The following is a 25,584-nucleotide window of genomic DNA, read 5'->3' as shown; positions in this document are numbered from 1 at the left end:
GTCGCCCACTCGCTCCGCCGGAGATCCCTCCGGCGGGTTCGACACCTCATCAGGAGTGACTCATGCGTCTCGTGTTCCCCGACTTCCGATCACGCCGCCACCGCGCGGTCACCGGCGCCGTCGCGGCCGGACTGACCGCGGTGGCGGCGGCCTCCCTGGTCGCCCTGCCGGAGGCCGCCGAGGCGGCCGGCGTCCAGTGCAAGGCCACCTACGCGGTGCAGAACGACTGGGGCAGCGGCTTCCAGGCCAGTGTCACCATCACCAACCTCGGTGCGGCGTGGACGAGTTGGACGCTCGGCTACACGTACGCCGGCAACCAGGCGCTGTCCTCCGGCTGGAACGGCGACTGGACCCAGTCCGGAAAGAACGTCACCGTCAGCAGCCTGTCCTGGAACGGCAGCGTGCCGGCCGGCGGCACCGTCACGCCAGCCGCCACGTTCAGCTACAGCGGCGCCAACGCCGCGCCCACCGACTTCACCGTCAACGGCGTGCACTGCGGCGGAACCCCGACCACCCCGCCGCCCACCGAGCCCCCGACCAGCCCGCCGCCCACCACTCCCCCGCCCGCGCAGCCCGCGCCGGCGCTGCACGTGTCCGGCAACCGCCTGGTGACCGCCGCCGGCGCCGCCTACCGGCTGCTGGGCGTCAACCGGTCCAGCGGCGAGTTCGCCTGCGTGCAGGGCAAGGGCATGTGGGACGGCCCCGCGGACCAGGCCACGGTCGACGCGATGAAGGCGTGGAACGTGCACGCCGTCCGGATCCCGCTGAACGAGGAGTGCTGGCTCGGAACGAGCGAGGTGCCGGCGGGCGGGACCACCGGCGCGGCCTACCAGCAGGCGGTCAAGGCGTACACCGACCTGCTGGTGGCGAACGGCATCAACGTGGTGCTGGAGCTGCACTGGACGCACGGCCTGTACACGGGAGCCGGCGCGGGCTGCTCGGACGTGGTGGCGACCTGTCAGAAGCCGATGCCCGACCTGCAGTACAGCCCGACCTTCTGGACCCAGGTGGCCACCGCGTACAAGGGCGACGACGCGGTCCTGTTCGACCTGTTCAACGAGCCCTACCCGGACGCCGCCGACAACTGGACGGACGCCGCCGCGGCCTGGACCTGCCTGCGCGACGGCGGGACCTGCACCGGCATCGGGTACCCGGTCGCGGGCATGCAGACGCTGGTCGACGCGGTGCGGGCGACCGGCGCCACCAACGTGATCATGACCGGCGGCCTGACCTGGACCAACGACCTGAGCCAGTGGCTGGCCTACGCGCCCGCCGACCCGACCGGCAACCTGATGGCCTCCTGGCACTCGTACAACTTCAACGGCTGTGTGACCACCGCCTGTTGGGACAGCACCATCGGGTCGCTCGCGGCGAAGGTCCCGGTCCAGGCCGGCGAGATCGGGCAGAACACCTGCGCCCACGACTACCTCGACCGGGTGATGGCCTGGGCCGATGCCAACGGAGTCGGCTACACGGCCTGGACGTGGAACCCGTGGGGCGTCTGCGGCAGCAACGGCAACGTGCTGATCGCCGACTGGAGCGGCACCCCGACGGCCACCTTCGGCGAGGGCTACCGGGCGCACCTGCTCACCCAGCACCCGTAGCAGGCGGCCCGGAGCCGCTCGAACGGCCGCCGCCGGGGCCGCCGTTGGAAAGACAGGCTGATCTCGACCGGCGGCGCGGCCGCCAGGATGCAGGAGGCGCTGCTGCCGCCGGCCGGGTTCGAGCCGCTGCTGCGGGGCGTCGAGGACCTGGCGGTGCGGGCGGCCCTGGATCCGGCGACGCTCACCGGGGTGCCGTCCCCGGCCCCCCGGTGAGCGCTCGCGCCCGACGGCCCGTCAGGACCGGAGGGGCGCCGTACGGGGCGGCCCCGTCCTGGACGGATCCGGCCCTCCTGCTGTCGACCCGGAATCAGACCCGGTCGGCGGCGATCAGCACGTACTGGAAGGAGCCGTCCTTGTACGACTCGATGAAGGCCTCCTCGATGCCGGTGACCAGCGAGGAGGTGGCGCGCAGCTCCCAGTAGGGCAGCGTGTCGGGGGTCAGGTCGATCACGGTCTGCGGCACCAGGCGGTTGTCGGCCATCGCGCGCAGGTACTCGCGGCGGGAGTGGATGTTGCACTCGAAGTGCGCGTTGATCTGCGAGACCCACTTCGACGGCTGCCCGTAGCGCGGGTTCCAGCAGCCGGTGACGGTGACGTACCGGCCGCCGACCCTGAGCACCCGGGCGTGCTCGGCGAACAGGTCGTGCAGGTCGACGTACATGCTCGACTCGTTGTTCCACGAGCCGGCCATCTGCCCGGTGCCGAACGGGGTGGCGAGCATGTTGCAGACCCGGGAGTGCACCTGGTCGGCGATGCCGAGCTCCTGGACCCGGCGGTTGCCGAACTCGGCCTGGGTCGCGGACAGCGTGACGCCCTCGACCTTGCAGCCGAAGCGCTGGTGGGCCATCACCATCGAGCCGCCGCGGCCGCAGCCGGCGTCCATCAGGGTGTCCTCGCGCTTGATCGGGCCGAGGTGGTCCAGCAGCACCTCGGCCTGCGCCGACTCCAGCCGGTGCAGCTCGGCGATCAGCTTCTTCTCGTACTCGCTGTCCTCGGGGTTCCCGAGCGCGGCGTGGTCGACGGCCCCGATGCCGTAGTGGTGGTGGTACAGCCCGTCGACGTCACCGAGGCGCAGGTTCACCGGCCTGGCCTCGTTGTTCCAGTACCGGGCGATGTCGCCCTGGTACGGGGTCGCGGGCGCCGGAACGAACGCGGAGGTGTTCGGGGCGGTGCTCACGGCGGAGGTGAACTCGGTGCTGGTCACAGATGGAAATCCATTTCTTCTTACCGGAATTACCAGAAATCGGGCAGGCTGTAGCGGTAGGTGTTGGTCTGGTGCCAGTAGTGGTTGCCGTCCACCCAGGCGGCCACGCCGCGCAGGAAGCGCAGCAGGCTGGGGACGGGGCTGGCGATGGCGAGCGCCGCGGCCTCCGCCTCGAAGGCGTGCATCAGCTCGTTGTGGACCTCGACCGCCTTCAGGTAGCCCTCCTTGTCGGAGAGGCCCTCGCGGTCGGCGATCACCACGGGCAGGTTCAGGTGCCGGCCCGGGCCGGCCAGTTCCTTGGTGTACGAGTACAGGTCGTTGACCAGGGTGGTCGCGTTCCCGGCCAGCGCGATCACCCGCTGGGTGGCGGGCAGCGCGTGCAGCTCCGCCGGGAGCTCGTAGCCGCCGACGCTGTCGGTGATGGTCGGGCAGGGGCGGAAGTTGTTGAACTGGCGCATCGCCAGGTACTCCCACACCTCCGGCACGTGGTCGGTCTCGGCCCACGCGGCCTCGGCCAGGTACCCCAGGTGCAGCCGCGCCATGTCGTGCCGGAACCGGTCGGCCTGGGACGGGGTGGCGAGCTCGGTGAAGTACGCCATCGCGGACCGGTAGGCGCGCCGCGGGGCGTCGGAGCCGAGCGACTCGGCCCAGCCCGGGGCGTACTCCGGCGTGGTGTGCAGCGGGTCGAGGGCGGTGTGCGCGAGCAGCAGTCGGCTGCCGAGGCCGACCGGCGAGCCGCCGTGGTCCTCGCAGTAGCAGTCGTCGACGGCGTTCTCGGCGACCATCAGGCGGGTGGCGAGCATCAGGTGGTCCACCGTCGGCGCGTCCGGGTGGCAGGCCACCATGTACCGCCCGACCGAGAACCCGTCGAACTGGCCCTCCCACTCGTCGGGGAACAGGTCCACCTCGTCGACCGCCCAGTCCTTGATCCGGCGGCTGACCTCCGCCACCCGGACCGGGTCCGGCTCCGGGATCGGGTGGAAGTACAGGCCCGGCACCGGGACGCCCTCCACCGGCGCGGACGGCTGCGGCAGCGCCACCGGCTCCACCCACCGGCCCAGCGCCAGGCCCGCCGTCCCGAGTCCGCTCGGACCACGCAGGATCCGCTCCAGCTCCGGTCCGACCGACGCGGCGACGGCCGCCGCCGGGACCGCCGGCGGCGCGGAGACGTGCAGTGCGGAGACGGGCGCGGCCCCCGGGGACGGGAACGGCACGGCGGGCGGTCCGGGCAGCAGCGGAGCGGCGGACGGCGCCGGCTCGGTGTCCGGACCGGTCTCAACGGTCATGGGGCGGGCGCTCCTTGGCGAGAGGGGGAGCTGACGGATCGTCAGGAACCACGGCCTGCTCGGCCGGTCCTGGGGAACCGTAGTGCGCGGTGCGCGCGCTTCGCCCGTCGAGCCGGAGGTATTTACCTCGATGCGGTGATCTTGCTCGACGCGAGGTTTACGGGGACGGCCGACGAGATTCGAGCCGGCCGGGGCCGCTCCGCGGGTCGGTTTCCAGCCACGCCATCCCTGATTGTTAGCGCTAACAACCCGCGCGTCAAGCCCTCTCCCCACCCTCTTCCCGGTTCGGATATCAGTTCTGCCGGGCCTCTTGACGCCCATTCTGTTAGCGCTAACACTCAGGGTCACCTCGGCTGCGCCCGAGGTCGAGCCGATCTGTTGTACCCATGGAGGAATTGTGCGGAAGCTTTCGACGACCCTTGTCGCGGCAGGGCTGCTGCTCTCGCTCGCCGCGTGCGGGCAGAGCGCCAACGGCGTCGGCGACGGCGCAGCGAAGGGCGGCGACGCCAAGGGCGGCCTGGTCGGCATCGCGATGCCCACCAAGTCCTCGGAGCGCTGGATCAACGACGGCGACAACATGGTCAAGGAGTTCCAGGCCAAGGGCTACAAGACCGACCTGCAGTACGGCGACAACGTGGTGGAGAACCAGGTGTCGCAGATCGAGAACATGATCACCAAGGGCGCCAAGCTGCTGGTGGTCGCGGCGATCGACGGCTCCTCGCTGACCGACGTGCTGCAGAAGGCGGCCGACGCGCACATCCCGGTGATCTCCTACGACCGGCTGATCCGCGGCACCCAGAACGTGGACTACTACGCGACCTTCGACAACTTCAAGGTCGGCGTGCTCCAGGGCACCTACATCGCCGACAAGCTGGGCCTGAAGGACGGCAAGGGCCCGTTCAACGTGGAGCTGTTCGCCGGCTCCCCGGACGACAACAACGCCAACTTCTTCTTCAACGGCGCGATGAGCGTGCTCAAGCCGTACATCGACGACAAGAAGCTCGTCGTGCAGAGCGGCCAGACCGCCTTCAACCAGGTCGCCACGCTGCGCTGGGACGGCGGCCTCGCGCAGTCCCGGATGGACAACCTGCTGAGCAAGTCCTACACCTCGGCCCGGGTGGACGCGGTGCTGTCGCCGTACGACGGCATCTCGATCGGCATCCTGTCCTCGCTGAAGGGCGTCGGCTACGGCGGCAGCGGCAAGGCGCTACCGATCGTCACCGGGCAGGACGCCGAGCTGGCCTCGGTGAAGTCCATCATCGCCGGCGAGCAGACCCAGACCGTCTACAAGGACACCCGCCAACTCGCCAAGGTGGCCGTGCAGATGGGCGACGCGCTGCTGACCGGCGGCAAGCCGGAGACCAACGACACCACCCAGTACAACAACGGCGTGAAGGTCGTCCCGGCCTACCTGCTGCAGCCGGTGAGCGTGGACAAGGACAACTACCAGAAGGCGCTGATCGACAGCGGCCAGTACACCGCGGACCAGGTCAAGTAACCGAAACCGCCCCCGTACCGCCCCCAGTCGAAACGGATGCACCACATGGCCGGACCCGTCCTCGAGATGCGCGCGATCACCAAGACCTTCCCCGGTGTGAAGGCGCTGTCCAACGTCAACCTCACAGTCGCCCCCGGGGAGGTGCACGCGATCTGCGGCGAGAACGGCGCGGGCAAGTCCACCCTGATGAAGGTGCTCAGCGGGGTGTACCCGCACGGCTCCTACGAGGGCGAGATCCTGTTCCAGGGCGAGCCCTGCCGGTTCAAGGACATCCGCGCCAGCGAGCAGCGCGGGATCGTGATCATCCATCAGGAGCTCGCCCTGGTGCCGTACTTGTCGATCGCGGAGAACATCTTCCTCGGCAACGAGCACGCCCGCCGGGGCGTGATCAGCTGGCACCGGACGCTCACCCACGCCCAGGAACTGCTGCGCCGGGTCGGTCTGCAGGAGCACCCGCAGACCCGGATCGCCGACCTGGGCGTGGGCAAGCAGCAACTGGTGGAGATCGCCAAGGCGCTCGCCAAGGAGGTCCGGCTGCTCATCCTGGACGAGCCGACCGCGGCGCTGAACGACGAGGACAGCCGCAAGCTGCTGGACCTGATCCTGGAGCTCAAGGCGCAGGGCATCGCCTGCATCCTGATCTCGCACAAGCTGAACGAGATCGCCGGGGTCGCGGACTCGATCACGGTACTGCGGGACGGGCAGACCATCGAGACGATCGCGGTGGGCGCCGAGGGCGTCTCGGAGGACCGGATCATCCGCGGCATGGTCGGCCGCGACCTGGAGCACCGCTACCCGGAGCGCACCCCGCAGATCGGCGAGGTCGCGCTGGCCGTCGAGGACTGGACGGTGCAGCACCCGATCGACCACCACCGCAACGTGGTCGACGGGGTGTCGATCGACGTCCGGCACGGCGAGATCGTCGGCATCGCCGGCCTGATGGGCGCCGGCCGCACCGAGCTGGCGATGAGCGTCTTCGGCCGCTCGTACGGGCGTTGGACCGGCGGCCGGGTGCTGGTGAACGGCCGGGAGGTGCGCACCCGGACGGTCGCCGAGGCGATCGGGCACGGCATCGCGTACGTGACCGAGGACCGCAAGCAGCTCGGCCTCAACCTCTCGGACGACATCAGCCGCAACATCTCGCTGAGCGCGCTCGGCAAGGTGGCCCGGCGCGGCTGGGTGAACGAGCACGAGGAGACCCGGGTCGCCGAGCGGTTCCGCAAGTCCATGAACATCAAGGCCCCTTCGGTGTTCATGGAGACCGGGAAGCTCAGCGGCGGCAATCAGCAGAAGGTCGTCCTCAGCAAGTGGATCTTCGCCGAGCCCGAGGTGCTGATCCTCGACGAGCCCACCCGCGGCATCGACGTGGGCGCCAAGGCGGAGATCTACACCGTGATCGCCGAACTCGCCGCCCAGGGCAAGGCGGTGCTGGTCATCTCCTCCGAACTCCCCGAACTGCTGGGCCTGTGCGACCGCATCTTCACCATGGCCGAGGGCCGGCTCACCGGTGAGGTGCAGCGGGCGGACGCGACCCAGGAATCCCTCATGCGCCTCATGACCGTGAGCGCCGTCATCCAGAACGAGCAGGTGTAACGCATGGCCCAGACCGGGACCACCCCAGAGACCAGGACGGCCGCGCCCGCCGCGGCCGACCGCCCGGCCCTCCAGGCCGTCATCGCCCGGGCGCTGCGCGGCAACATCCGCCAGTACGGCATGCTGGTCGCGCTGGCGCTGATCGTGCTGCTGTTCCAGGTCTGGACGGACGGCATCCTGCTGCAGCCGCTGAACGTCACCAACCTGATCCAGCAGAACAGTTACATCCTGATCCTGGCGATCGGCATGATGATCGTCATCATCGCGGGGCACATCGACCTGTCGGTGGGCTCGCTGGCCGCCTTCGTCGGCGCGGCCGCGGCGGTGATGATGGTCAAGCACGGCCTGCCGTGGCCGGTCGCGCTGGTCGCCTGCCTGCTGATCGGCGCGGTGGCCGGGGCCTGGCAGGGCTTCTGGATCTCCTACGTCGGCATACCGTCCTTCATCGTCACCCTCGCCGGGATGCTGCTGTTCCGCGGCGCGACCCAGATCATGCTGCAGGGCCAGTCGATCGCGCCGTTCCCCAAGGGCTTCCAGAAGGTCGGCAGCGGGTTCCTGCCGGAGGTCGGCCCGCACACCAACTACCACAACCTGACGCTGCTGCTGGGCGCGGCGGTGCTCGCGGTCGCCCTGCTGCAGGAGGTGCGCGGGCGGCGGCAGGCCGCCGAATACGGTCTGGAACTGCTGCCGATGGGCCTGTTCCTGGCGAAGCTCGCCGCGGTGACCGCCGCCGTGGTGGTGTTCACGATGCTGCTGGCCAGCTACCACGGTTTCCCGATCGTGCTGCTGATCCTCGCGGTGCTGCTGTTCGGCTTCGGCTACCTGATGCGCAACTCCGTGATCGGCCGTCACACGTACGCGATCGGCGGCAACGAGGCGGCGGCCAAGCTGTCCGGCGTGAAGAGCAAGCGGGTGGTGTTCCTGGCGTTCGTCACCATGGGCGTGCTGGCGGCGCTGGCCGGCCTGGTGTTCGCCGCCCGGCTGAACGCGGGCACCCCGCAGGCCGGCATCAACTTCGAACTGGAGGCGATCGCCGCGGCGTTCATCGGCGGCGCGTCCGCCAGCGGCGGCGTCGGCACCGTGCTCGGCGCGATCATCGGCGGCCTGGTGCTCGGCGTGCTGAACAACGGCATGTCGCTGGTCGGCATCGGCACCGACTACCAGCAGGTGATCAAGGGCCTGGTGCTGCTGGCCGCGGTCGGCTTCGACGTCTACAACAAGCGCAAGGTCGGCTCCTGACCTCCCGTCGGCCGCGCGGGAACCGTCCCGGTCCGGCCCGCGCCCGCCGGGGCGCACCGGGCCGGGCGGAGCCGTCGTGGCCAGTACTGTTGGCGGATCGGACGCCGTCCGGTCGGCACCGAAGGATCGAGGAGCAGCATGGATGAGGCTGGCGATCGGCGTCCGCCGACGATGGCCGACGTCGCGCAGGTCGCCGGCGTGTCGCACCAGACCGTCTCCCGCGTGCTCAGCGACCACCCCAACGTCCGCGAGGCGACCAGGAAGCGGGTGCTGCAGGCGATCGCCGAGCTGGGCTACCGGCCGAACTCGGCGGCCCGGACGCTGGTGACCAGGCGCAGCCGGACGCTCGGCGTGGTCGCGGCCAACACCACGCTGTTCGGCCCGGCCAGCATCCTGGCGGGCCTGGAGCGGGCCGCCCGGCAGGAGGACTACCTGGTGGCCTCGGTCGGCCTGGAGGAGCTCACCGAGCACGCCCTCGGCAAGGCGTTGGAGCGGCTGGGCACCTGGGGGGTGGACGGCGTGGTGGTGATGACGCCGCACCGGCACACGGTGGCGGCGCTGGCCCGGCTCCCCCAGCCGTTCCCGATCGTGACGGTGGAGGGCGGGCACGACCTCGACGTCCCCGGGGTGGCCGTGGACCAGTTCGCGGGGGCGCGGGCGATCACCGAGCACCTGCTGTCGCTCGGCCGCACCACCGTCTGGCACGTCGCGGGGCCCGGCGAGTGGATCGAGGCGGAGGGCCGCCTGCAGGGCTGGCGGACCGCCCTGGAGTCGGCGGGCCTCCCGGTGCCGCCGCACCTGACCGGGGACTGGAGCCCGGCGTCCGGTCACGCGGCGGGCCGGCAGGTGGCTGAGGCGTTCCGCGCCGGTGACGCGTCGCGGCCCACGGCGGTGTTCGCCGCCAACGACCACATGGCGCTCGGCGTGGTCCGGGCGTTGCACGAGGCCGGGGTGCGGATGCCGGAGGACGTCGCGGTGGCGGGTTTCGACGACCTGCCCGAGGGCGCGTACATCACGCCGCCGCTGACCACCGTCCGGCAGGACTTCACCGCGATCGGCCGGGCCGGGATCGACCTGCTGCTGCGGCTGATCGACGAGCCGGGCACGCCGGTGTCGCACGTGACCATCGCGCCACGGCTCGTCATCAGGGCCAGCAGTGCCGGCCGGTCGGATCAGCGGTCGGAGGAGCTTCGGACGTCGGCGCGGCTTCAGATGTCGGAGTAGCTGAGGTCGCCGATCGACCAGGCGCTGATGTCCTCGATGGCGATGCGGTACATGCCGCCGGCGTGCGGCAGTCCGACTTCGCCCTGCAGGATCCGCGCCAGGTGCAGGTGGAGATGGGTCGGCGGGGTGGACGAGCCACCGGCGGGCGGGGCGAACAGGGTGGCGAACGGCTTCAGGTGGTCGGAGGCCTGCAGGACCTCGGCGACGCGTTCCCACCACAGGGCCACCGGCGCGAGCCGGCCGGTGATCACGGCGCCCGGAACGACCACGGTCAGGGACATCTGGTTGCTGTGCTCGGACTCGACCATCGCGGCGATGTCGACGAGCAGCCCGTCAGGGTTCGGCATGCCTCTGAGCCTAGGACACCGTCCCGCCGTCGCCCACCCCCGAAGTGCCACGCGCCGCGCTACGGCCGGTCGAGCGCGGCCAGCAGGTCGTCGACCGGGCCGAAGCCGACCAGCGCGGTGGTGCCGCCGGCGATCTGGCCGCGCAGCGGGGCGAGGGCGCGGCGGGCCCGGTCGGCCAGCGCTTCGTCGGGCAGCCGGAGCGCGGTGTGCGCGGTGACGGCCCACAGCGCGTCGTACAGGTGGTCGGCCCGGGGCTCCGGGAGTGCGGCGGCGGCGCGGCGGGCGGCCGCCTCGTCGCCGCGGGCCAGTTCGATCAGCGGCTGGGCCCACGGGCGGTACGGGCCCCAGTCGAGCCCGGGGTCGGTGGGTGCGGGCTGCCGGTGGCGCAGGCGCAGCGACAGCAGGGCGAGCGGGAGCAGTCCGGTCGCCAGTCCGGGCATGCCGGCGCCGGCCAGGTCGGCGGCCAGCGCCCGGTAGGCGCGGGCCGCCCCTGCGGGGTCGGTCGAGCGTTCGGCCAGGCGCATCGCCCGGTATCCGGCGGTGAGCACCTGGACCAGCGGGCTCTCGTGGACGGCGCCCAGTCGTTCGGCGGCCGCGGCGTGCCGGTCCGCGGCCTCGGTGTCGCCGCGCGCCGCGTGTACCTGGAGCTTGATCAGATGGCCGAGGATCTCGGACGCCGGCAGGTCGTGCCGGACCGCCAGGTCGATCAGTTCCTCGGCGAGGGCGTCGCGTTCGGCGCTCCGGCCGGGGCGCTGGAAGGACTGCACGAAGCGGGCGTCCAGGGCGAGCGCCAGCACCTGCGGGTCGTGCAGTTCGCGGGCCAGCCGCTCGGCCTCGTGCGCGGCCTCGACGGCCCAGGCGTCGCGGGTCCCGCGGTGTTCGAGTCCGAGGGTGGCGAGCAGCCGGGCCCGCAGGGCGGGCGGCGCGTCGGGGCCGAGGCGGTGCAGGGTGCGCCGGGTGGCGGCGACCAGGGCGGCGGCCCGTTCGGGGTCGTCGGCGCGAGTCCAGACGGTGGGGACGTCGTACGCGGCGATCACCCGGGCGGTGCGGACGGGGTCGCCGGCGCGTTCGGCCTCCAGGGCGGCGGCGGTGCGCTGCTGCTGGGCGAGCACCAGGTTGCTGCCGCCGGTGACGGCGGCGGCGCCGGCCACGGTGCTCATCGCGCGCAGCCGGGTGTAGTCCCCGGCGGCCTCGGTGCGCCGCAGCAGGCGCAGCCGCTCCTGGTCCGGGGGCGCCGGGGTGAGGTGGGCGGCGTGCCGGAGGATGTCGTGTTCGAGGTGGTCGAGGCGGTCCGCGGAGTCCAGTCCGAACCGGTCCAGCAGCCCGGTCCGGGCCTCGCGCAGCACGGCCAGCGCGTCGACCTGCCGGCCGGCCTGGTAGAGCGCGCGGGCGAGCAGCGCCCAGGCGGGCTCCCGCCAGGGGTGGGCGGCGGCGAAGGCCTCCAGCTCCGGGACGAGGGGGGCGCCGCGGCCCAGCTCCAGCACCGCTCCGGCGCGCAACTCGACTGCCTGGCGGTGGAGTTCGGTCAGCCGGGCGCGTTCGGGGAGGAGCCAGGCGGCGGCGTCGAGGTCGGCGTACGGTTCGCCGTGCCACCAGCCGAGGGCCTCGGTGAGCGTGGCGGCGACCTCGGTGTCCGGCCGGCCGCGGACGGCGGCGAGGGTGTCCTCGAAGCGGTGGGCGTCGACGCGGGTGCGCGGGAGTCGCAGGGCGTAGCCGGTGCCGACGGTCTCGATGACCCGGGACGGGGCGCGCGGGGGCCGGTCGGGGTCGAGGGCGCGGCGCAGCTCGCCGACGAAGGTGCGCACCGTCCCGGTGGCGGTGGGCGGCGGGTCCGGCCAGAGGTCGTCGACCAGCACCGCGAGCGGGACGGGCCGGCCGCCGGCGGCCACCAGCCGGCCCAGGAGTTCGCGGCGGCGACGGCTGCCGACCGCGACGGGCCGGCCCTCGGCGTCGCCGGCCCCGACCGGTCCGAGCACCCTGACCTGGATCTCCATCCCTTCATTGTGGTGCCCGGCAGGGCGGCCGCCGCCGCTGATCCGCTGCTGATCGGGCGCGCCGATGCTGGTGGCCGTGGACAGCGGCGGGCGCACCGGCGCCGCCGGCGAGGACGAAGGAGTTGAGCGGCCGTGGCCGTGACCATCGAGGGATTCGGGACCAGGACGATCGGCGTGGCGGAGGGCGTCGAGCTGACCGCGGCGGTCGGGGGGCGGGGCCCGGCGCTGGTGCTGCTGCACGGCTTCCCGCAGACCCGCCTGATGTGGCGCCGGGTGGCGCCGTTGCTGGCCGCGCACCGCACCGTGATCTGTCCCGACCTGCGCGGCTACGGCGCCAGCGGGAAGCCCGCGGCGGTCTCGGAGGACACCTACTCCAAGCGGACGATGGCCGCCGACGTGGTCGCGCTGACCGGGGCGCTGGGCTTCGACCGGTTCGCGCTGGTCGGGCACGACCGGGGTGCGCACGTCGCCTTCCGGGCCGGCCTGGACCATCCGGACCGGGTCAGCCACCTGGGGATCCTGGACGTCCTGCCGGCCCTGGACAGCTGGGACGTGCTGCACGGGGTGGATGCGGCGGTGGCGTTCCACCTGTACCTGATGGCGCAGCCGCCGGGCCTGCCGGAGCAGCTGATCGCCAACAGCGCGGACGCGTTCTTCGGGCACTTCCTGGACGCCTGGTCGGCGAGCCCGGAGGCGATCCCGGCCGAGGTGCGCGCCGAGTACCTCCGGGCGAGCCGGGAGGCCGTCCCGTCGATCGTGGCCGACTACCGTGCCACCGCCGGCGTCGACCTGGTGCACGACCGGGCCGATCGGGACGCGGGCCGCCGGCTGGCCATGCCGGTGACGGTCGTCCAGCAGGACTGGGGCGCCCTGCTGGGCTTCGACGCGGCCGCGCGCTGGCGTCCGTGGGCCGCCGACCTGCGCCACCTCACCACCGGGGCGGGCCACTTCATGGCGGAGGAGGCCCCGCAGGAGGTCGCCGCGCTGATCCTGGACCTGCTCGACCGCTGACAGCGGGGCCCGGCGGCGGGTGTGGGCGCGGCCGGGCCGGGTAGCCGCTGGGTGCTCATGCCGGAGCGACGAGAGGAGCCTGCGATGCCCACGCCCGAGAACCCGGACCTGGAGCGTGACCCGGCCAAGGACCGGGCCGCCGGGAGCACTCCGAAGGAGGCCGTCCGCGAGCGGTCGGCCGAGGAGCGCTCGATCACTTCGCCGACGCCCGCCGACGTGCGCGCCAAGGCCGAGGAGCACGGCGCGCCCGAACCCCCGGCCGCGGACAGCCAGGCGCCCTGAGGATCCGTCAGGGTACGAGCGGTACGGCGTCCTCCCCGGTCAGCCGGTCGAGCAGCCGGAGCAGGGTGGCCCGGTCCGCGGGGGCCAGCGGGGCGAAGTGCGCGGCCAGCACCTCGTCCGCGACGCGGCTGCCCGCCGCGCGGACCTGCTCGCCGGCCGGGGTGAGGTGGTGTTCGAGGCGCCGTCCGTGGCCGGGGCGGCGCTCGATCAGTCCCTGGGCGGTCAGGCGGCCGGCCAGGGTGCCGAAGGACTGCTCGGTCTGGAAGGTGACGGCGGCGAGCTCGCGTGCCGAGGCGCCGGGGCGGTGGCCGATCGCGCGCAGCGCGTCCCACTGGGCGAGGGTGGTGCCGGCGGCCGCCAGCGCGCTGTCCAGGGCGCGGTGCTGGCGGTACTGGACCTGCTTGACCGCGCGGCCGAGGACGTGGGGCTCAGGGTGCATGGGGCGATCCTACCGTCTGACTAAGCTAGCTTAATTAAGCATGTTTAGTTATGGTGGTCGCATGAGCCTCCAGCGAACCGCGCAACCGTCCCCGACCGTCACCGAGGCCGGCGCCGGCCGTCCCGTGCTGATCCTGCACGGCGGCGGCGGGCCGGGGACCGTGGCCGGCCTGACCGACCACCTGTCCCGTACCGCGCACACCCTCACGGCCGTCCACCCCGGCTGGGACGGCACCGAACTCCCGGCCGGGATCACCTCCATGGCCGACCTCGCCGCCTCCTACCTGGCCCTGCTCCACGACCGGGAGCTGCGGGACGTGCTGGTGGTCGGCTCCTCGCTCGGCGGGTGGATCGCCGCCGAGATGGCCACCCAGGACGACGGGGGGACGGTCGGCGGCCTGGTCCTGATCAACGCCGTCGGCATCGCGGTCGAGGGCGAGCCGATCGCGGACGTCTTCGCCCTGGACGCCCGCGGTCTGGCCGAGCACTCCTGGCACCGCCCCGACCGGTACCACGTCGACCCCGCCGCCCTGCCGCCCGCCGAACTCGCCCGCCGCCGGGGCAACGCGGCCACCATGCGGGCGCTGGCCGGCGACCCGTACATGCACGACCCCGGTCTGCGGGCGCGCCTGGCCCGGGTGCGGGTGCCCGCGCTGCTGGTCTGGGGCGAGAGCGACCGCGTCGCCACCCCCGCGTACGGCGCCGCCTACGCCCGGGCCTTCGCCGACGGCCGCTTCGTCACCGTCCCCGAGGCCGGTCACCTGCCGCACATCGAGCAGCCCGCCGCCACCTTCGCGCACCTGGACGCCCTGCTGCGCCGCCCGGCGTGAACCCGGCGCCGGGGAGGGGCTGTTCCGCTCGGCGGCCCGTCCGGCTACTCTCCAGTAGCAAAGGGCTTCAGCAGCGTTCCGGCCGCGACGCCCGCGACCCCCGGGAGTGGCCATGACCGCCGAACGTTCCGCCCGCCTGCTGGGCGGACTGCTGCTGGCGGCGGGCGTCGCGCACTTCGCCGCGCCCCGGCCGTTCGACGCGATCGTCCCGCGCAGCCTGCCCGGCACGCCCCGCACCTGGACCAGGGCCAGCGGGGTCGCCGAACTCGCCGTCGGCGCGGCCGTGCTCCACCCGCGCAGCCGCCGGGCCGGCGCGCTGGCCGCCGCCGGACTGTTCACCGCGGTCTTCCCCGCCAACGTGAAGATGGCCTACGACTGGCGTCACCGCCCGGCCCCGCTCCGGGCCGCCGCCGTGGCCCGCCTCCCCCTCCAGGTCCCGCTGATCGCCTGGGCCCTCCGGGTCTCCCGCGGCTGACCCCGCGCCGCCCCGCCCCGGGGCCTGTTCGACCGCCGAAGCAGCCCCGCGGCGTCCGCTGCGGGCTGCGGGCGTGCCGGGGTCTCCTCCTCGATGAGCCCTCGGCCCTCCAGCCGGCGCGGCGAGCGTGCGTACCCGGACGCCCTTCCGGGCCGAAGGCCGGCCGCGTGTCGCGGGGCCGCCGGGGTTCGCGGACCGGGCCGCCCCTGAGGGGACGTCAGCGGTCCGGCAAATGGCGGCGGCCGGTCCTCCGTCCGGTGCGTTCCGCGGCCGGACGCGCTGCGTCGACGAGCGGCGGCGGGCGTTCCGGGGTCGGGTGGAGGGATGCCTGCCGACACGCCGCCGCTGAACCTCGGCGAGGAACTGCTGGAGCGGTTCCTCACCGCCGGACGCACCCTCGACCCGCGGGACGCCCCGCGCATCGCCGAGCAGTACACCCGTGACCTCGGCCTCGGGTCGAGCGCCGTGTACCTGGCCGACATCCAGCAGAACCGCCTGGTCTCGCTCGCCGGCGGCCCCGACCTGGCCATCGACGACACGCTGGCGGGCTCGGCGTTCCGCAGCGGCTCGCTGCGGGTCGCCGAGGACACCGGGACCGGCCTGATCGCCTGGTTCCCGCTCACGGACGGCGCGGAGCGCCTCGGCGTGATGGGCCTGCGCACCCCGGCCCTCGACCGGGAGTCGATCCGGCGCTGCCGGCTGCTCGCCGCCGTGCTCGCCATGGTGATCACCTCCAAGCGCGACGTCAGCGACAGCTACGCGCACGGCACCCGCGCCGACACCATGAGCCTGCCGTCCGAGATGCTCCGCGCCTTCCTCCCCCCGCGCACCGTCTGCACCGACCGGGCGATCTCCACCGCCGTCCTCGAACCCGCCTACCGGCTGGGCGGCGACGCGTTCGAGCACTCGCTCGCGGACGGGGTGCTGCACGCCGCCGTGCTGGACGCCATGGGCCACGACCTCGCCTCCGGACTGACTGCCGCGCTGGCCCTCGCGGCCTGCCGCAACGCCCGCCGCAACGGCGCCGACGTCCCCGACCTGGTCGACACCATCGACGAGGCGCTGCACCGCTGGTTCCCCGACCGCTTCGCCACCGGCGTCTTCCTCCGCCTGGACATCGCCACCGGCACCCTGCACTGGTCCAACTGCGGCCATCCGCCGCCGCTGCTGATCCGCGGCGGCGAGGTGGTCGCCGACGCGCTCGCGGGCCCGGAAGAACTCCCCCTCGGCCTGGCCCGCCTCGGGACCGCCCGCCGCTCGGTGCAGACCGCCTCCCTGAAGCCCGGCGACCGGCTGCTGATCTACACCGACGGCGTCGTCGACGCGAAGGGCGCCCACCACGAGTTCTTCGGCCTGGACCGCTTCACCGATTTCGTCATCCGCGCCACCGCCGCCGGTGAGCCCGCTCCCGAGGCGCTGCGCCGCCTGATGCACGCCATCCTGGAGCACCAGCCCGAGGGCCTCACCGACGACGCCACCATCATGATGATCGAATGGCAGCCCGCCGTCCCGCCCCTCCTCGACAACACCCGCCCGCACCCCACCACTTGGTGACCACCGGCCGCGCTGGGCCGACGGGGTGTCACGGCCCCGCCGGCCCGTCCAACGGGTGAGCCCCCATGCTCCGCCACCGAGCCCCGGCCCCGCCAGGGCCGACCGGCCCTGTTCCGACGGGCCATCAGGTCCCTTCGACGGCGTCCCCGTCAGAGCAGCGGGCGGACCCGTTCGGCGAAGGTGTAGGCCTCCTCGAGGTGGGGGTAGCCGGAGAGGACGAACTCGTCGATGCCGGCGGCCCGGTACTCGGCGAGGCGGTCGGCGACCTGCTGGTGGGAGCCGACCAGGGCGGTGCCCGCGCCGCCGCGGACCAGGCCGATGCCGGCCCACAGGCCGGGGGCGATCCAGAGGCGGTCCCGGTCGCCGTCGTGCAGGGCGAGCATGCGGCGCTGGCCGACGGACTCCAGGGTGCGCAGGCGTTGCTGGGCGGCGGTGACGGCGGCGGCGTCGAGGCCGGCGATCAGGGCTTCGGCGTCCTGGCGGGCCCGCTCCTCGGTGTCCCGGCTGAGGACGTGGATCCGCAGGCCGAAGCGCGGTGCGCGGCCGTGCGCGGCGGCGAGTTCGCGGACCCGGGCGATCTTCGCGGCGACCTGCGGCACGGGTTCGCCCCAGGTGAGGTAGGTGTCGGCGTGCCGGGCGGCGACCGCGAGGGCGGGGGCGGAGGAGCCGCCGAAGTAGACCCGCGGGGCGGGTTCGGGCGGTCGGTGCAGGTGGCCGCCGTCGATCCGGTAGTGGGGGCCGTGGTGGTCGTAGGGCCTGCCCTGCCAGGCGGTGCGGACCACGTCGAGGAACTCCGCGGCGCGGGCGTAGCGCGCGTCGTGGCCGAGCCGGTCGCCGTAGCCGCGCTGTTCGGCGTCGCTGCCGCCCGCCACCACGTTGAGCAGCAGCCGCCCCTCGGAGAGCCGTTGGAAGGTGGCGGCGGTGTGGGCGGCGAGCGCGGGTTCGACCAGGCCGGGCCGGAAGGCGACCAGGAACTTCAGACGGCGGGTGGCGGCGATCAGCGCGGCGGTGGTGATCCAGGCGTCCTCGCAGTGCGCGCCGGTCGGGGTGAGCACCCCCTCGAAGCCCAGCTCGTCGGCGGCCCGGGCGAGTTGGGTGAGGTAGCCCAGCGTCGCGGGGCGGTCGGCGGTGGCCGCGGCGGGCCCGCCGATGCCGGTGCCGTGCGCGGCGCCGCCGAGGTCGCGGGCGTCTCCGCCGGTGGGCAGGAACCAGTGGAAGGCGGTCACCGCGGCTCTCCGCCGGGGGTGCGGACCAGCAGGAACGCGGTGCGGCGGCGCAGCGTGAAGCCGAGTGACCGGTACAGCCGGATCGCGGCCGCGTTGTCGGCGGCGGTGTGCAGGAACGGGGTGTCGCCGCGCTGTTCGATGCCGTGGGCGACGGCGCGGACCAGGCGGGTGGCGAGGCCGCGGCCGCGGTGGGCGGGGTCGGTGCAGACGGCGCTGATCTCGGTCCAGCCCGGCAGTCGCAGGCGTTCGCCGGCCATCGCGATCAGGCGTCCGTCCTCGCGCAGGCCGAGGTAGTCGCCGAGCAGCACGGTGCGCGGCAGGAACGGCCCGGGGCGGGTCCGGGCGACCAGGTCGAGCATCTCGGGGACGTCCGCGGGCCCGAGCCGGACGGCCTCGGGCGCGGGCTCGGTGCGCAGCGCGGTGGCGAGGAGTTGGACGCCCGCGCCGGACTCCAGGACCTCCCAGCCGTCGGGCGCTCCTTCGGCGGCGGTGACCGGCACGGTGCTGCCGGGCGGCCCGGCGAGGGCGGCGAGGTCCTGCCAGGCGCGCGGGTCGGCCGGGTCGGCGAGCGCGGTGAACGGCGAGACGTCGACGGGGTAGCGGGCGGCGAGGCCGACCCGTTCGGCGAGATGGGCGTGCGGGCCGGTGAGCGCGGCCCACGCGGGGTTGTCCAGGACGGCCACGGCGGGGGCGTCGGCGGCGGGCAGCGCGGTGCGGAGGGTCACGGCGGTCGGGGCTCCCGTGGGCGGAGGGGCGGGTGCGGGGGAACGCGGCCGCCGCCGGGTGAGCGGGGCCGTCAGCGCGGGCGGGCCGCCGGACAGAGGGCGCTGCTGACCCGCAGCAGGTCGAGGTGGAGCCGCCGGGTCAAGGTCACCGTCCGCCCCTCCCGCTCGCCGTTCGACTGTCGTGGTCGGCAAAGCTAGGCGCGGCCCGGCGCGCCTGTCAACGTCGCTGACGGCACGTCAGGCCGCCGATCGTTACCGCTGCGTGAACAGCGTTGTGCCCGGCCGCGGTGCGGGGTTACGGTGCGAGGACGGCGGCACCTGGGTGCCGCGAGCTGCGTGGCCGAACGGCGGAGGAGGTGGACGGTGCGGCACTCGAACGCGACGACCGTCAAGACCGCCTGCCGGGTCACCACGACCTCCCAGCGGCTGCACATCGACCTGCTGCGCGTGACCACCGCGCTCTGTAGCGCCCGCGCCCGGTGACCGAAGCCCGCTAGCGGCGCGCCCGGCCGCACCGGAGCCCGGAAGGGCCCGGCCCGCACCACCGCGCCCCGCCCGGCGTCGACGCGCACCGTCCGACGCCCGCCCGCCTCCCGTCGCGCCGCTCCCCCGCCGACATCCCGCCGGCATCCCGCCCCTTGCCCTGCCTGTTGCCCTGCCTGCCGAAAGACGTAGGTCCGCCATGCCCGTTCCGCAGTCCCCCGTCCCCCTGCACCTGGCCGTCGCGTTGGACGGCGCCGGTTGGCATCCCGCCGCGTGGCGGGAGCCGGAGGCCCGGCCCGAGGAGTTGTTGACCGCCCGGTACTGGGCGGACCTGGCGGCGGAGGCGGAGCGCGGCCTGCTCGACCTGCTGACCTTCGAGGACGGGCTGAGCCTGCAGTCGGAGCACCCGTTCGAGCCGGACGCGCGGACCGACCGGGTGCGCGGGCGGCTGGACTCGGTGCTGCTGGCGGCCCGGATCGCGCCGCTGACCCGGCACATCGGCCTGCTCCCGACGGCGGTGGTGACGCACACCGAGCCGTTCCACCTGTCGAAGGCGGTGGCGACCCTGGACTTCGTCAGCGGCGGCCGGGCCGGGCTGCGGGTGAAGGTGTCCGGGCGGGTCGACGAGGCCGCGCACTTCGGTCGCCGGGCCGCGCCCGCGCTGCGCCTGGACGCGCTGGACGACCCGGCGGCGCTGGCCGTGCTGGCGGCGGAGTTCGGCGAGGCCGAGGAGTACGTGGAGGTGCTGCGCCGGCTGTGGGACAGCTGGGAGGACGACGCGGAGATCCGCGACGCCGCCACGGGGCGGTTCATCGACCGGGAGAAGCTGCACTACATCGACTTCACCGGGTCCCGGTTCAGCGTCCGCGGCCCGTCGATCACCCCGCGTCCGCCGCAGGGCCAGCCGCCGGTGGCGGCGCTCGCGCACCGGGGCGAGCCGTTCCGGCTGGCCGGCCGCGCCACCGACCTGGCGTTCACCACCCCGCGCGACGCCGCCGACGCGCGGGCGGTGCTGGCCGAGATCCGCGCGGCGCAGGCGGACGCGGGCCGGGCGGCGGAGACCGTGCACGTCTTCGCCGACCTGGTGGTGTTCCTGGACGAGCGGCCCGGCGCGGCGGCCGCCCGGCTGGAGCGACTGAACGCGTCGGCCGGCTCGGAGTACGCGAGCGACGCCCGGATCTTCGCCGGGACGGCGGCCGAACTCGCCGACCTGATCGAGGAGTTGACGACGGCCGGGCTGACCGGGTTCCGGCTCCGCCCGGGCGCGCTGCCGTACGACCTGGAACAGGTCACCCGGGCCCTGGTGCCGGAGCTGCAGCGCCGCGGACTGTTCCGCACCGCCTACGAGGCGTCCACCCTGCGCGGCCTGCTGGGCCTGCCGCGCCCCGCCAACCGCTACGCCGCCGCCGGCGCCTGACCTCCGAGGACCCGTCATGAGCAAGCCGCTCAAGCAGATCCATCTCGCCGCGCACTTCCCCGGCGTCAACAACACCACCGTGTGGAGCGACCCGGCGGCCGGCAGCCAGATCGAGTTCAGCTCCTTCGTGCACCTGGCGCGGACCGCCGAGCGCGCCAAGTTCGACTTCCTGTTCCTGGCCGAGGGCCTGCGGCTGCGCGAGCAGAACGGGCTGATCTACGACCTGGACGTGGTCGGCCGGCCGGACACCTTCACCGTGCTGGCGGCGCTGGCGGCCGTCACCGACCGGCTGGGCCTGGCCGGGACGATCAACTCGACCTTCAACGAACCGTACGAGGTGGCCCGGCAGTTCGCCACGCTGGACCACCTGTCGGCCGGCCGCTCGGCGTGGAACGTGGTGACCTCCTGGGACGCCTTCACCGGAGAGAACTTCCGCCGCGGCGGCTTCCTGGCGGAAGGCGACCGCTACACCCGGGCCCGCCGGTTCCTGGAGGCGTCCTGGCGGCTGTTCGACTCCTGGCGCGGCGACGAGATCCTCGCGGACCGGGCGAGCGGCGAGTTCCTGAGCGACCCCGACGCGGGCCGGTTCGCCCACCAGGACGACCAGTTCGACATCGCGGGGCGCTTCGACGTGCCGCGCAGCCCGCAGGGGCGTCCGGTGATCTTCCAGGCCGGCGACTCCGACCAGGGCCGGGAGTTCGCCGCCGCCTCCGCCGACGCGATCTTCTCCCGGCACGGCACCCTGGACGCCGGGCAGGCGTTCTACGCCGACGTGAAGGGCCGGCTGGCCCGCTACGGGCGCACCCGGGACGAACTGAAGATCCTGCCCGCGGTGACCTTCGCGCTGGGCGCGACGGACGCGGAGGCGCACGAGAAGGCCGAGCTGATCCGCCGTCAGCAGGTCAGCGGACAGACCGCGATCCGGCTGCTGGAGCAGCTGTGGAACCGGGACCTGTCCGGCTACGACCCGGACGGGCCGCTGCCGGAGGTCGATCCGCTGGTCGGCGAGCACACCGTCGCGCAGGGCCGGGCCTCGGTCCGGATGAACCGCGACCCGCTGGCGCTGGCCCGCGAGTGGCGGGCGCTCGCGGAGGCCAAGGGCCTCTCCATCCGCGACCTGATCATTGAGGTGACGGGCCGTCAGTCCTTCGTCGGCACGCCCGCCCGGGTCGCCGAGGAGCTGAACCGCTTCGTCCAGGCGGACGCCTCCGACGGCTTCATCCTGGCCCCGCACCTCACTCCCGGCGGACTGGACGAGTTCGCCGACACGGTCGTCCCGCTGCTCCAGGAGCGCGGCGTCTTCCGCACCGAGTACACCGGCACCACCCTGCGCGAGCACCTGAACCTGCCGAACCGCCGCACCGAGGAGTCGATATGACCACCACCACCGAGCTGGACGCCTTCACCCGTGACTGGGAGGAGTGGCACGCCGCGAAGGACCGCGCCCTGGCCGACCCGCACGGCTTCCTCGCCGTCACCGGCCTGCACTGGCTGGACGCCGAACCGGCCCGCTTCCCCGACGCGCCCGGCGCCTGGTCGACCGGCCCGGAGGGCGTCCTGGTCGAGCTGGACGAGGGCGAGGAACTGCTCGTCGACGGCGCACCGGTGCAGGGGCGGCACCTGTTCGGCGTGCTGGAGGAGCGCGGCGGCGTGTACGCGCAGGCCGGTGAAGCGGTGATCGAGGTCGCCAAGCGCGGCGGCCACGACATCGTCCGGCCCCGCCACCCCGACAACCCGCTGCTGCGGCAGTTCACCCGCACCCCCGCCTACCCGGCCGACCCGCGCTGGTCGCTGACCGGCCGCTACCTGCCGTTCGACGCCCCGCGCCCGGTCACCGTCGGGGCGGCCGTCGAGGGCCTCCAGCACGTCTACGACGCGCCGGGCGAGATCGAGTTCACCCTCCCCGACGGCTCCGTGCACCGCCTCACCGCCTTCAACGGCCACCTCCCCGGCACCCTCCAGGTCCTGTTCACCGACGCCACCTCCGGCGTCACCACCTACGCCGCCAACCGCTCCCTCACCATCCCCGCCCCCTCCCCCGACCACCGCGTCACCGTCGACTTCAACCGCGCCACCAACCTCCCCTGCGCCTACACCGACCTGGCCACCTGCCCCCTCCCGCCCGCCGAGAACCGCCTGCCCACCGCGATCGAGGCCGGCGAGCAGATCCCCTACGAGCGCACCACCCGCCCGTAGCGCACCGCCGTACGGCGGTGGTGCGGGTTCGTCGCACCCCCGCCGTACGCTCGGGCGCATGAGCGTCTCCGTGTACTACTCCGCGCGTCGCGCGACCGCCCTGACGGCTGCCGAGTCCGCGGAGGTGGAGCGGGTGGTCGCCGCGTTCCCCTTCCCGGAGGAGGAGGGGCTGTGCCTCTACGGCGGGGACGGCGCGGTGCTGGCCGGGTCGACCAAGCTGCCGTTCGACCCGGAGCTGGTGCTGCCCGTGCTGGCCGCGGTGCTGGACGGCGTCACTGCGCTGCGGCGGGCGGTCGCGGGAGCGCAGTGGCACGTGCACCTGGACGACCTGGACGTGCCGTGGGACGAGGAGGAGGGTTACGCGCTCCCGGGGATGCGGGACCCGGACCTGTCCGCCGGCCTGTGGTGACGGCCGGTCGGTCCGCGATGACCTGGTGGTCCCGGCGTCCGGGGCGAGGAGGTCGACCCCCGGCGGGCGCTCCCGACGAAGGCGGCCCGGTCAGTCCTTCTCGGTGGTGGCGGGCAGGGCCTGCACGACCAGGGCGAGGAGCGCCGTGGCGCCGAGGACGAACAGCAGGCAGGCGCGGAACGCCGCCGGGTGGGCGTCCGGGCCCGGGTGGGCGGCGAGGACGCGGTAGAAGACCAGGCCGATCAGGGCGACGCCGAGCGCGTTGCCGACCTGGAGGCCGGTGGTGAGGATGCCGGCGGCGGATCCGGCGCTCGCGGCGGGGACCCGGGCGAGGACGGTGGTGGCGAGCGGGGCGAAGGACAGGCCCATGCCGCAGCCGTCCAGGAACAGGCCGGGGACCAGCCACCACAGGGTGCCGGTGTGGCCGATGCCGGTGACGGCCCACAGTTCGAGCAGCAGGCCGGTGGCGCGCAGCGCACAGCCCAGCGTGATGGTGTGCCGGCCGAGGCGGGCGGCCAGGTGGCGGGCGGTGGTGGAGGCGAGGACGTAGCCGACGCCGAGGACGGTGAAGACCAGGCCGGAGGCGAGCGGGGCGAGGTGGCGGCCCTGCTGGAGGTACAGCGCGAACACCAGGAAGTAGGAGGCCATCGAGGCCCAGAAGGTCAGTTGGGCGGCCAGGCCGGCGGCGAAGGCGCGTTCGCGCAGCAGCGACAGGTCGAGGGTGGGCGAGCCGCCGGTGCGCAGCAGGCGGCGCTGCTGGGCGGCGAACAGCGCGAAAAGCACGGGTGCGGCGGCGAGGGCCAGCCAGGTCCAGAGCGGCCAGCCGCGTTCGCGGCCTTCGATCAGCGGCAGGCAGACGGCGGTCAGCGCGGCGGTGACCAGGACCAGTCCGACCGGATCGAGGCGCGGGCGGCCGGGAGCCCTGGACTCGGGCAGCACCCGGGCGGTGAGGACGGTGGCGGCCAGCCCGATCGGCAGGTTGACCAGGAAGCAGGCCCGCCAGCCGAGACCGAGCAGGTCGGTGCGGATCAGCAGCCCGCCGATCAACTGGCCGAACACGGCGGCGATTCCGGAGGCGGCGGCGTACCAGGTGACGGCCCGGGTGCGGGCGGGGCCGTGGTAGGCGGTGGTGATGATGCCGAGCACCTGGGGGGCCATCAGGGCGGCCGCGGCGCCCTGGGCGATCCGTCCGGCGATCAGCAGTTCTACGGTGGGTGCGGCCCCGCAGGCGACCGAGGCGAGGGTGAACAGGGCGACGCCGAGCCCGAGGATCCGGCGCCGACCGTACAGGTCGCCGAGCCGGCCGCCGCTGATCAGTCCGACTCCGTACATCAACGCGTAGGCGGCGACGATGAGTTGGATCTGCGCGTCGGTGGCGTGCAGGTCGAGTTGGACGGCGGGGACGGCGACGTTGACCACGAAGAAGTCGAGCCCCGCCAGGAACACTCCGGCGAGCACGACGGGCAGGGTGGCACGGTGCGGTGCGGCGGCGGGCGGGTTCTGGGCGGCCCGGGGCACGGTGGTGCTGTCGGTCATGGGAGGGCAGGCTCCTGCGGGTGCGATCGGCCGGGGAGGTCCGCGCCCTCCGGCCGCTTCGAGCGGCGGGGCGCGGTGGGCTCCACTCTGGTCCCGGCCGCGTGCCCGCTCAACTACCCGTCAGGTAGGTGCGGTTCAGCCCGCACGGTGCTGCTCCAGGTGGGCGGCGGTGCGGTCGTCGGCGGGGAAGAAGCTCTCGATGAGCAGCTCGGCCATGGTCAGGTCCCGGGCGGTGCCGAACGTGGCGAGGGTCGCGATGAACGTCAACACCGTGCCGTCGCAGCGCAGTTCGAGCGGAAGCCAGATGTCGCTGGGGCCCGGCACGTCCACCTCGGGCACCGGCTGCTCGCACGGGTAGCCGAGCAACTCCTGGTACAGCGGCCGGAGTCGGGGTTCGACGACGGCCCGGCGGCGCAGTCGGCCGAGCAGTTTGCCGCGCCACAGGCCGAGGTTGGCGATCCGCGGGGCCATCCCTTCGGGGTGCAGGACCAGCCGCAGGCCGTTGAACGGGGGCTCCAGCAGTTCCGGGGCTACGCCCTCGGTGAACAGGTCGAAGGCCCGGTTGGTCGCCAGGATGTCCCAGCCGCCGTCCACCACCAGCGCCGGGTACGGCTGGTGCCCGGCCAGCACCCGTTCGACGGCCGCCAGCACCGGCCGCATCGCCGGGTCGCCCAGCGGGGTCTCGCCGAACACGGGCGCGTAACCGGCCGCCAGCAGCAGCGGGTTGCGTTCCCGCAGCGGCACGTCCAACTGCTCGGCGAGTCGCAGCAGCATCTCCCGGCTGGGCCGCGACCGGCCGGTCTCGACGAAGCCGATGTGCCGCGCCGAGACGCCGGTCAGGTTCGCCAGTTCCAGTTGGCTGAGCCGCCGTCGCCGCCGCCACTGCGCCAGCAGCCGCCCCGCCGCTGCCTCGTCCTCGTCCGTCCGCTCGACCGTCGCCACCGCAGCCTCCCCGTCTCCCCGCCCGCACGTCCCAATCTACGCCGGGGCCCGCCCCCGCCGCGGACGGGCGG

Annotated in this window: 25 protein-coding genes; 15 read left to right on the top strand and 10 right to left on the bottom strand. The window is 73.9% G+C overall.

What is annotated here, in order from left to right:
* Positions 1-62 precede the first annotated feature (62 nt).
* Entirely contained in the window at positions 63-1,604 is a 1,542-nt protein-coding gene (locus BX266_RS32350) for a cellulase family glycosylhydrolase (protein WP_099905713.1), read from the top strand.
* 87 nt (positions 1,605-1,691) lie between these two features.
* Positions 1,692-1,817, top strand: a complete 126-nt coding sequence (locus BX266_RS40320) for a hypothetical protein (RefSeq protein ID WP_259464962.1) — start codon at positions 1,692-1,694, stop codon at positions 1,815-1,817.
* Between the two features lie 94 nt (positions 1,818-1,911).
* Here BX266_RS40320 and BX266_RS32345 read toward each other — a convergent pair whose 3' ends face one another.
* Positions 1,912-2,808: a geranyl diphosphate 2-C-methyltransferase gene (locus BX266_RS32345; RefSeq protein ID WP_099905711.1), complete on the bottom strand. Its 897-nt coding sequence runs from the start codon at positions 2,806-2,808 to the stop codon at positions 1,912-1,914.
* 29 nt (positions 2,809-2,837) lie between these two features.
* Positions 2,838-4,094, bottom strand: coding sequence for a family 2 encapsulin nanocompartment cargo protein terpene cyclase (locus tag BX266_RS32340; protein ID WP_220659698.1), 1,257 nt, complete (start codon positions 4,092-4,094; stop codon positions 2,838-2,840).
* A gap of 397 nt (positions 4,095-4,491) precedes the next feature.
* Here BX266_RS32340 and chvE point away from each other — a divergent pair, with 397 nt between their 5' ends.
* The 4 genes from chvE (at position 4,492) to BX266_RS32320 (ending at position 9,648) form a co-directional block, all read left to right on the top strand.
* Entirely contained in the window at positions 4,492-5,592 is a 1,101-nt protein-coding gene (chvE, locus tag BX266_RS32335; protein WP_099905709.1) for a multiple monosaccharide ABC transporter substrate-binding protein, read from the top strand.
* A 45-nt stretch (positions 5,593-5,637) separates the two neighbouring features.
* A complete protein-coding gene (gene mmsA / locus BX266_RS32330; RefSeq protein ID WP_099905708.1) occupies positions 5,638-7,185 on the top strand; it encodes a multiple monosaccharide ABC transporter ATP-binding protein in 1,548 nt (515 codons plus the stop codon).
* Positions 7,186-7,188: 3 nt separating this feature from the next.
* A complete protein-coding gene (gene mmsB, locus BX266_RS32325; RefSeq protein ID WP_099905706.1) occupies positions 7,189-8,424 on the top strand; it encodes a multiple monosaccharide ABC transporter permease in 1,236 nt (411 codons plus the stop codon).
* A 138-nt stretch (positions 8,425-8,562) separates the two neighbouring features.
* Entirely contained in the window at positions 8,563-9,648 is a 1,086-nt protein-coding gene (locus tag BX266_RS32320) for a LacI family DNA-binding transcriptional regulator (protein WP_099905705.1), read from the top strand.
* Here the strand turns inward: BX266_RS32320 and BX266_RS32315 are convergent.
* Positions 9,633-9,995, bottom strand: coding sequence for a hypothetical protein (locus BX266_RS32315; protein WP_099905703.1), 363 nt, complete (start codon positions 9,993-9,995; stop codon positions 9,633-9,635). The two genes, BX266_RS32320 and BX266_RS32315, sit on opposite strands and share 16 nt — an antisense overlap.
* Before the next feature lie 59 nt (positions 9,996-10,054).
* Positions 10,055-11,989 (bottom strand): AfsR/SARP family transcriptional regulator, encoded by a 1,935-nt coding sequence (locus BX266_RS32310; protein WP_099905702.1) that lies wholly within the window; start codon positions 11,987-11,989, stop codon positions 10,055-10,057.
* 132 nt (positions 11,990-12,121) lie between these two features.
* Here BX266_RS32310 and BX266_RS32305 point away from each other — a divergent pair, with 132 nt between their 5' ends.
* Positions 12,122-13,000 carry an alpha/beta fold hydrolase gene (locus tag BX266_RS32305; RefSeq protein ID WP_099905700.1) on the top strand — a complete coding sequence of 293 codons (879 nt, stop codon included), beginning with the start codon at positions 12,122-12,124 and terminating at the stop codon, positions 12,998-13,000.
* An 84-nt stretch (positions 13,001-13,084) separates the two neighbouring features.
* Positions 13,085-13,282: a hypothetical protein gene (locus tag BX266_RS32300; protein WP_099905699.1), complete on the top strand. Its 198-nt coding sequence runs from the start codon at positions 13,085-13,087 to the stop codon at positions 13,280-13,282.
* A gap of 7 nt (positions 13,283-13,289) precedes the next feature.
* Here BX266_RS32300 and BX266_RS32295 read toward each other — a convergent pair whose 3' ends face one another.
* Positions 13,290-13,721 (bottom strand): MarR family winged helix-turn-helix transcriptional regulator, encoded by a 432-nt coding sequence (locus BX266_RS32295; RefSeq protein WP_099905697.1) that lies wholly within the window; start codon positions 13,719-13,721, stop codon positions 13,290-13,292.
* Between the two features lie 61 nt (positions 13,722-13,782).
* Here BX266_RS32295 and BX266_RS32290 point away from each other — a divergent pair, with 61 nt between their 5' ends.
* From BX266_RS32290 to BX266_RS32280, 3 genes are all read left to right on the top strand, one after another.
* Positions 13,783-14,550, top strand: coding sequence for an alpha/beta fold hydrolase (locus BX266_RS32290; protein WP_099905696.1), 768 nt, complete (start codon positions 13,783-13,785; stop codon positions 14,548-14,550).
* A gap of 112 nt (positions 14,551-14,662) precedes the next feature.
* Entirely contained in the window at positions 14,663-15,025 is a 363-nt protein-coding gene (locus tag BX266_RS32285) for a MauE/DoxX family redox-associated membrane protein (RefSeq protein ID WP_099905694.1), read from the top strand.
* 324 nt (positions 15,026-15,349) lie between these two features.
* Entirely contained in the window at positions 15,350-16,579 is a 1,230-nt protein-coding gene (locus tag BX266_RS32280) for a PP2C family protein-serine/threonine phosphatase (protein WP_099905693.1), read from the top strand.
* 149 nt (positions 16,580-16,728) lie between these two features.
* On the opposite strand, the gene BX266_RS32275 is transcribed toward BX266_RS32280, so the two are convergent.
* From BX266_RS32275 to BX266_RS41300, 3 genes are all read right to left on the bottom strand, one after another.
* Positions 16,729-17,805: an LLM class flavin-dependent oxidoreductase gene (locus BX266_RS32275; protein WP_099905691.1), complete on the bottom strand. Its 1,077-nt coding sequence runs from the start codon at positions 17,803-17,805 to the stop codon at positions 16,729-16,731.
* Positions 17,802-18,530: a GNAT family N-acetyltransferase gene (locus BX266_RS32270; RefSeq protein ID WP_099905690.1), complete on the bottom strand. Its 729-nt coding sequence runs from the start codon at positions 18,528-18,530 to the stop codon at positions 17,802-17,804. Before BX266_RS32270 ends, BX266_RS32275 begins: the two co-directional genes overlap by 4 nt.
* Before the next feature lie 71 nt (positions 18,531-18,601).
* Entirely contained in the window at positions 18,602-18,679 is a 78-nt protein-coding gene (locus tag BX266_RS41300; protein WP_399171319.1) for a putative leader peptide, read from the bottom strand.
* Positions 18,680-19,212: 533 nt separating this feature from the next.
* Here BX266_RS41300 and BX266_RS32265 point away from each other — a divergent pair.
* The 4 genes from BX266_RS32265 to BX266_RS32250 are packed head-to-tail and all read left to right on the top strand — an operon-like array spanning position 19,213 to position 23,035.
* Positions 19,213-20,430, top strand: coding sequence for an LLM class flavin-dependent oxidoreductase (locus BX266_RS32265; RefSeq protein WP_099905688.1), 1,218 nt, complete (start codon positions 19,213-19,215; stop codon positions 20,428-20,430).
* 16 nt (positions 20,431-20,446) lie between these two features.
* On the top strand, positions 20,447-21,808 hold the full coding sequence (locus tag BX266_RS32260; RefSeq protein WP_099905686.1) for an NtaA/DmoA family FMN-dependent monooxygenase: 1,362 nt from the start codon (positions 20,447-20,449) through the stop codon (positions 21,806-21,808).
* A complete protein-coding gene (locus BX266_RS32255; protein WP_099905684.1) occupies positions 21,805-22,626 on the top strand; it encodes a DUF1684 domain-containing protein in 822 nt (273 codons plus the stop codon). Before BX266_RS32260 ends, BX266_RS32255 begins: the two co-directional genes overlap by 4 nt.
* A gap of 58 nt (positions 22,627-22,684) precedes the next feature.
* On the top strand, positions 22,685-23,035 hold the full coding sequence (locus BX266_RS32250; protein ID WP_099905682.1) for a hypothetical protein: 351 nt from the start codon (positions 22,685-22,687) through the stop codon (positions 23,033-23,035).
* 90 nt (positions 23,036-23,125) lie between these two features.
* On the opposite strand, the gene BX266_RS32245 is transcribed toward BX266_RS32250, so the two are convergent.
* Together BX266_RS32245 and BX266_RS32240 are read right to left on the bottom strand one after the other, a co-directional pair.
* Positions 23,126-24,571, bottom strand: coding sequence for an MFS transporter (locus tag BX266_RS32245; protein WP_099905680.1), 1,446 nt, complete (start codon positions 24,569-24,571; stop codon positions 23,126-23,128).
* Between the two features lie 135 nt (positions 24,572-24,706).
* Positions 24,707-25,513: a helix-turn-helix domain-containing protein gene (locus tag BX266_RS32240; protein ID WP_099905678.1), complete on the bottom strand. Its 807-nt coding sequence runs from the start codon at positions 25,511-25,513 to the stop codon at positions 24,707-24,709.
* Positions 25,514-25,584 lie beyond the last annotated feature (71 nt).

Source organism: Streptomyces sp. TLI_171 (assembly GCF_003610255.1).
In the GTDB taxonomy this organism is placed as follows: domain Bacteria; phylum Actinomycetota; class Actinomycetes; order Streptomycetales; family Streptomycetaceae; genus Kitasatospora.
The sequence above is the reverse complement of the archived record's forward strand: the minus strand, read 5'-3'. Positions and strand labels throughout refer to the sequence as shown.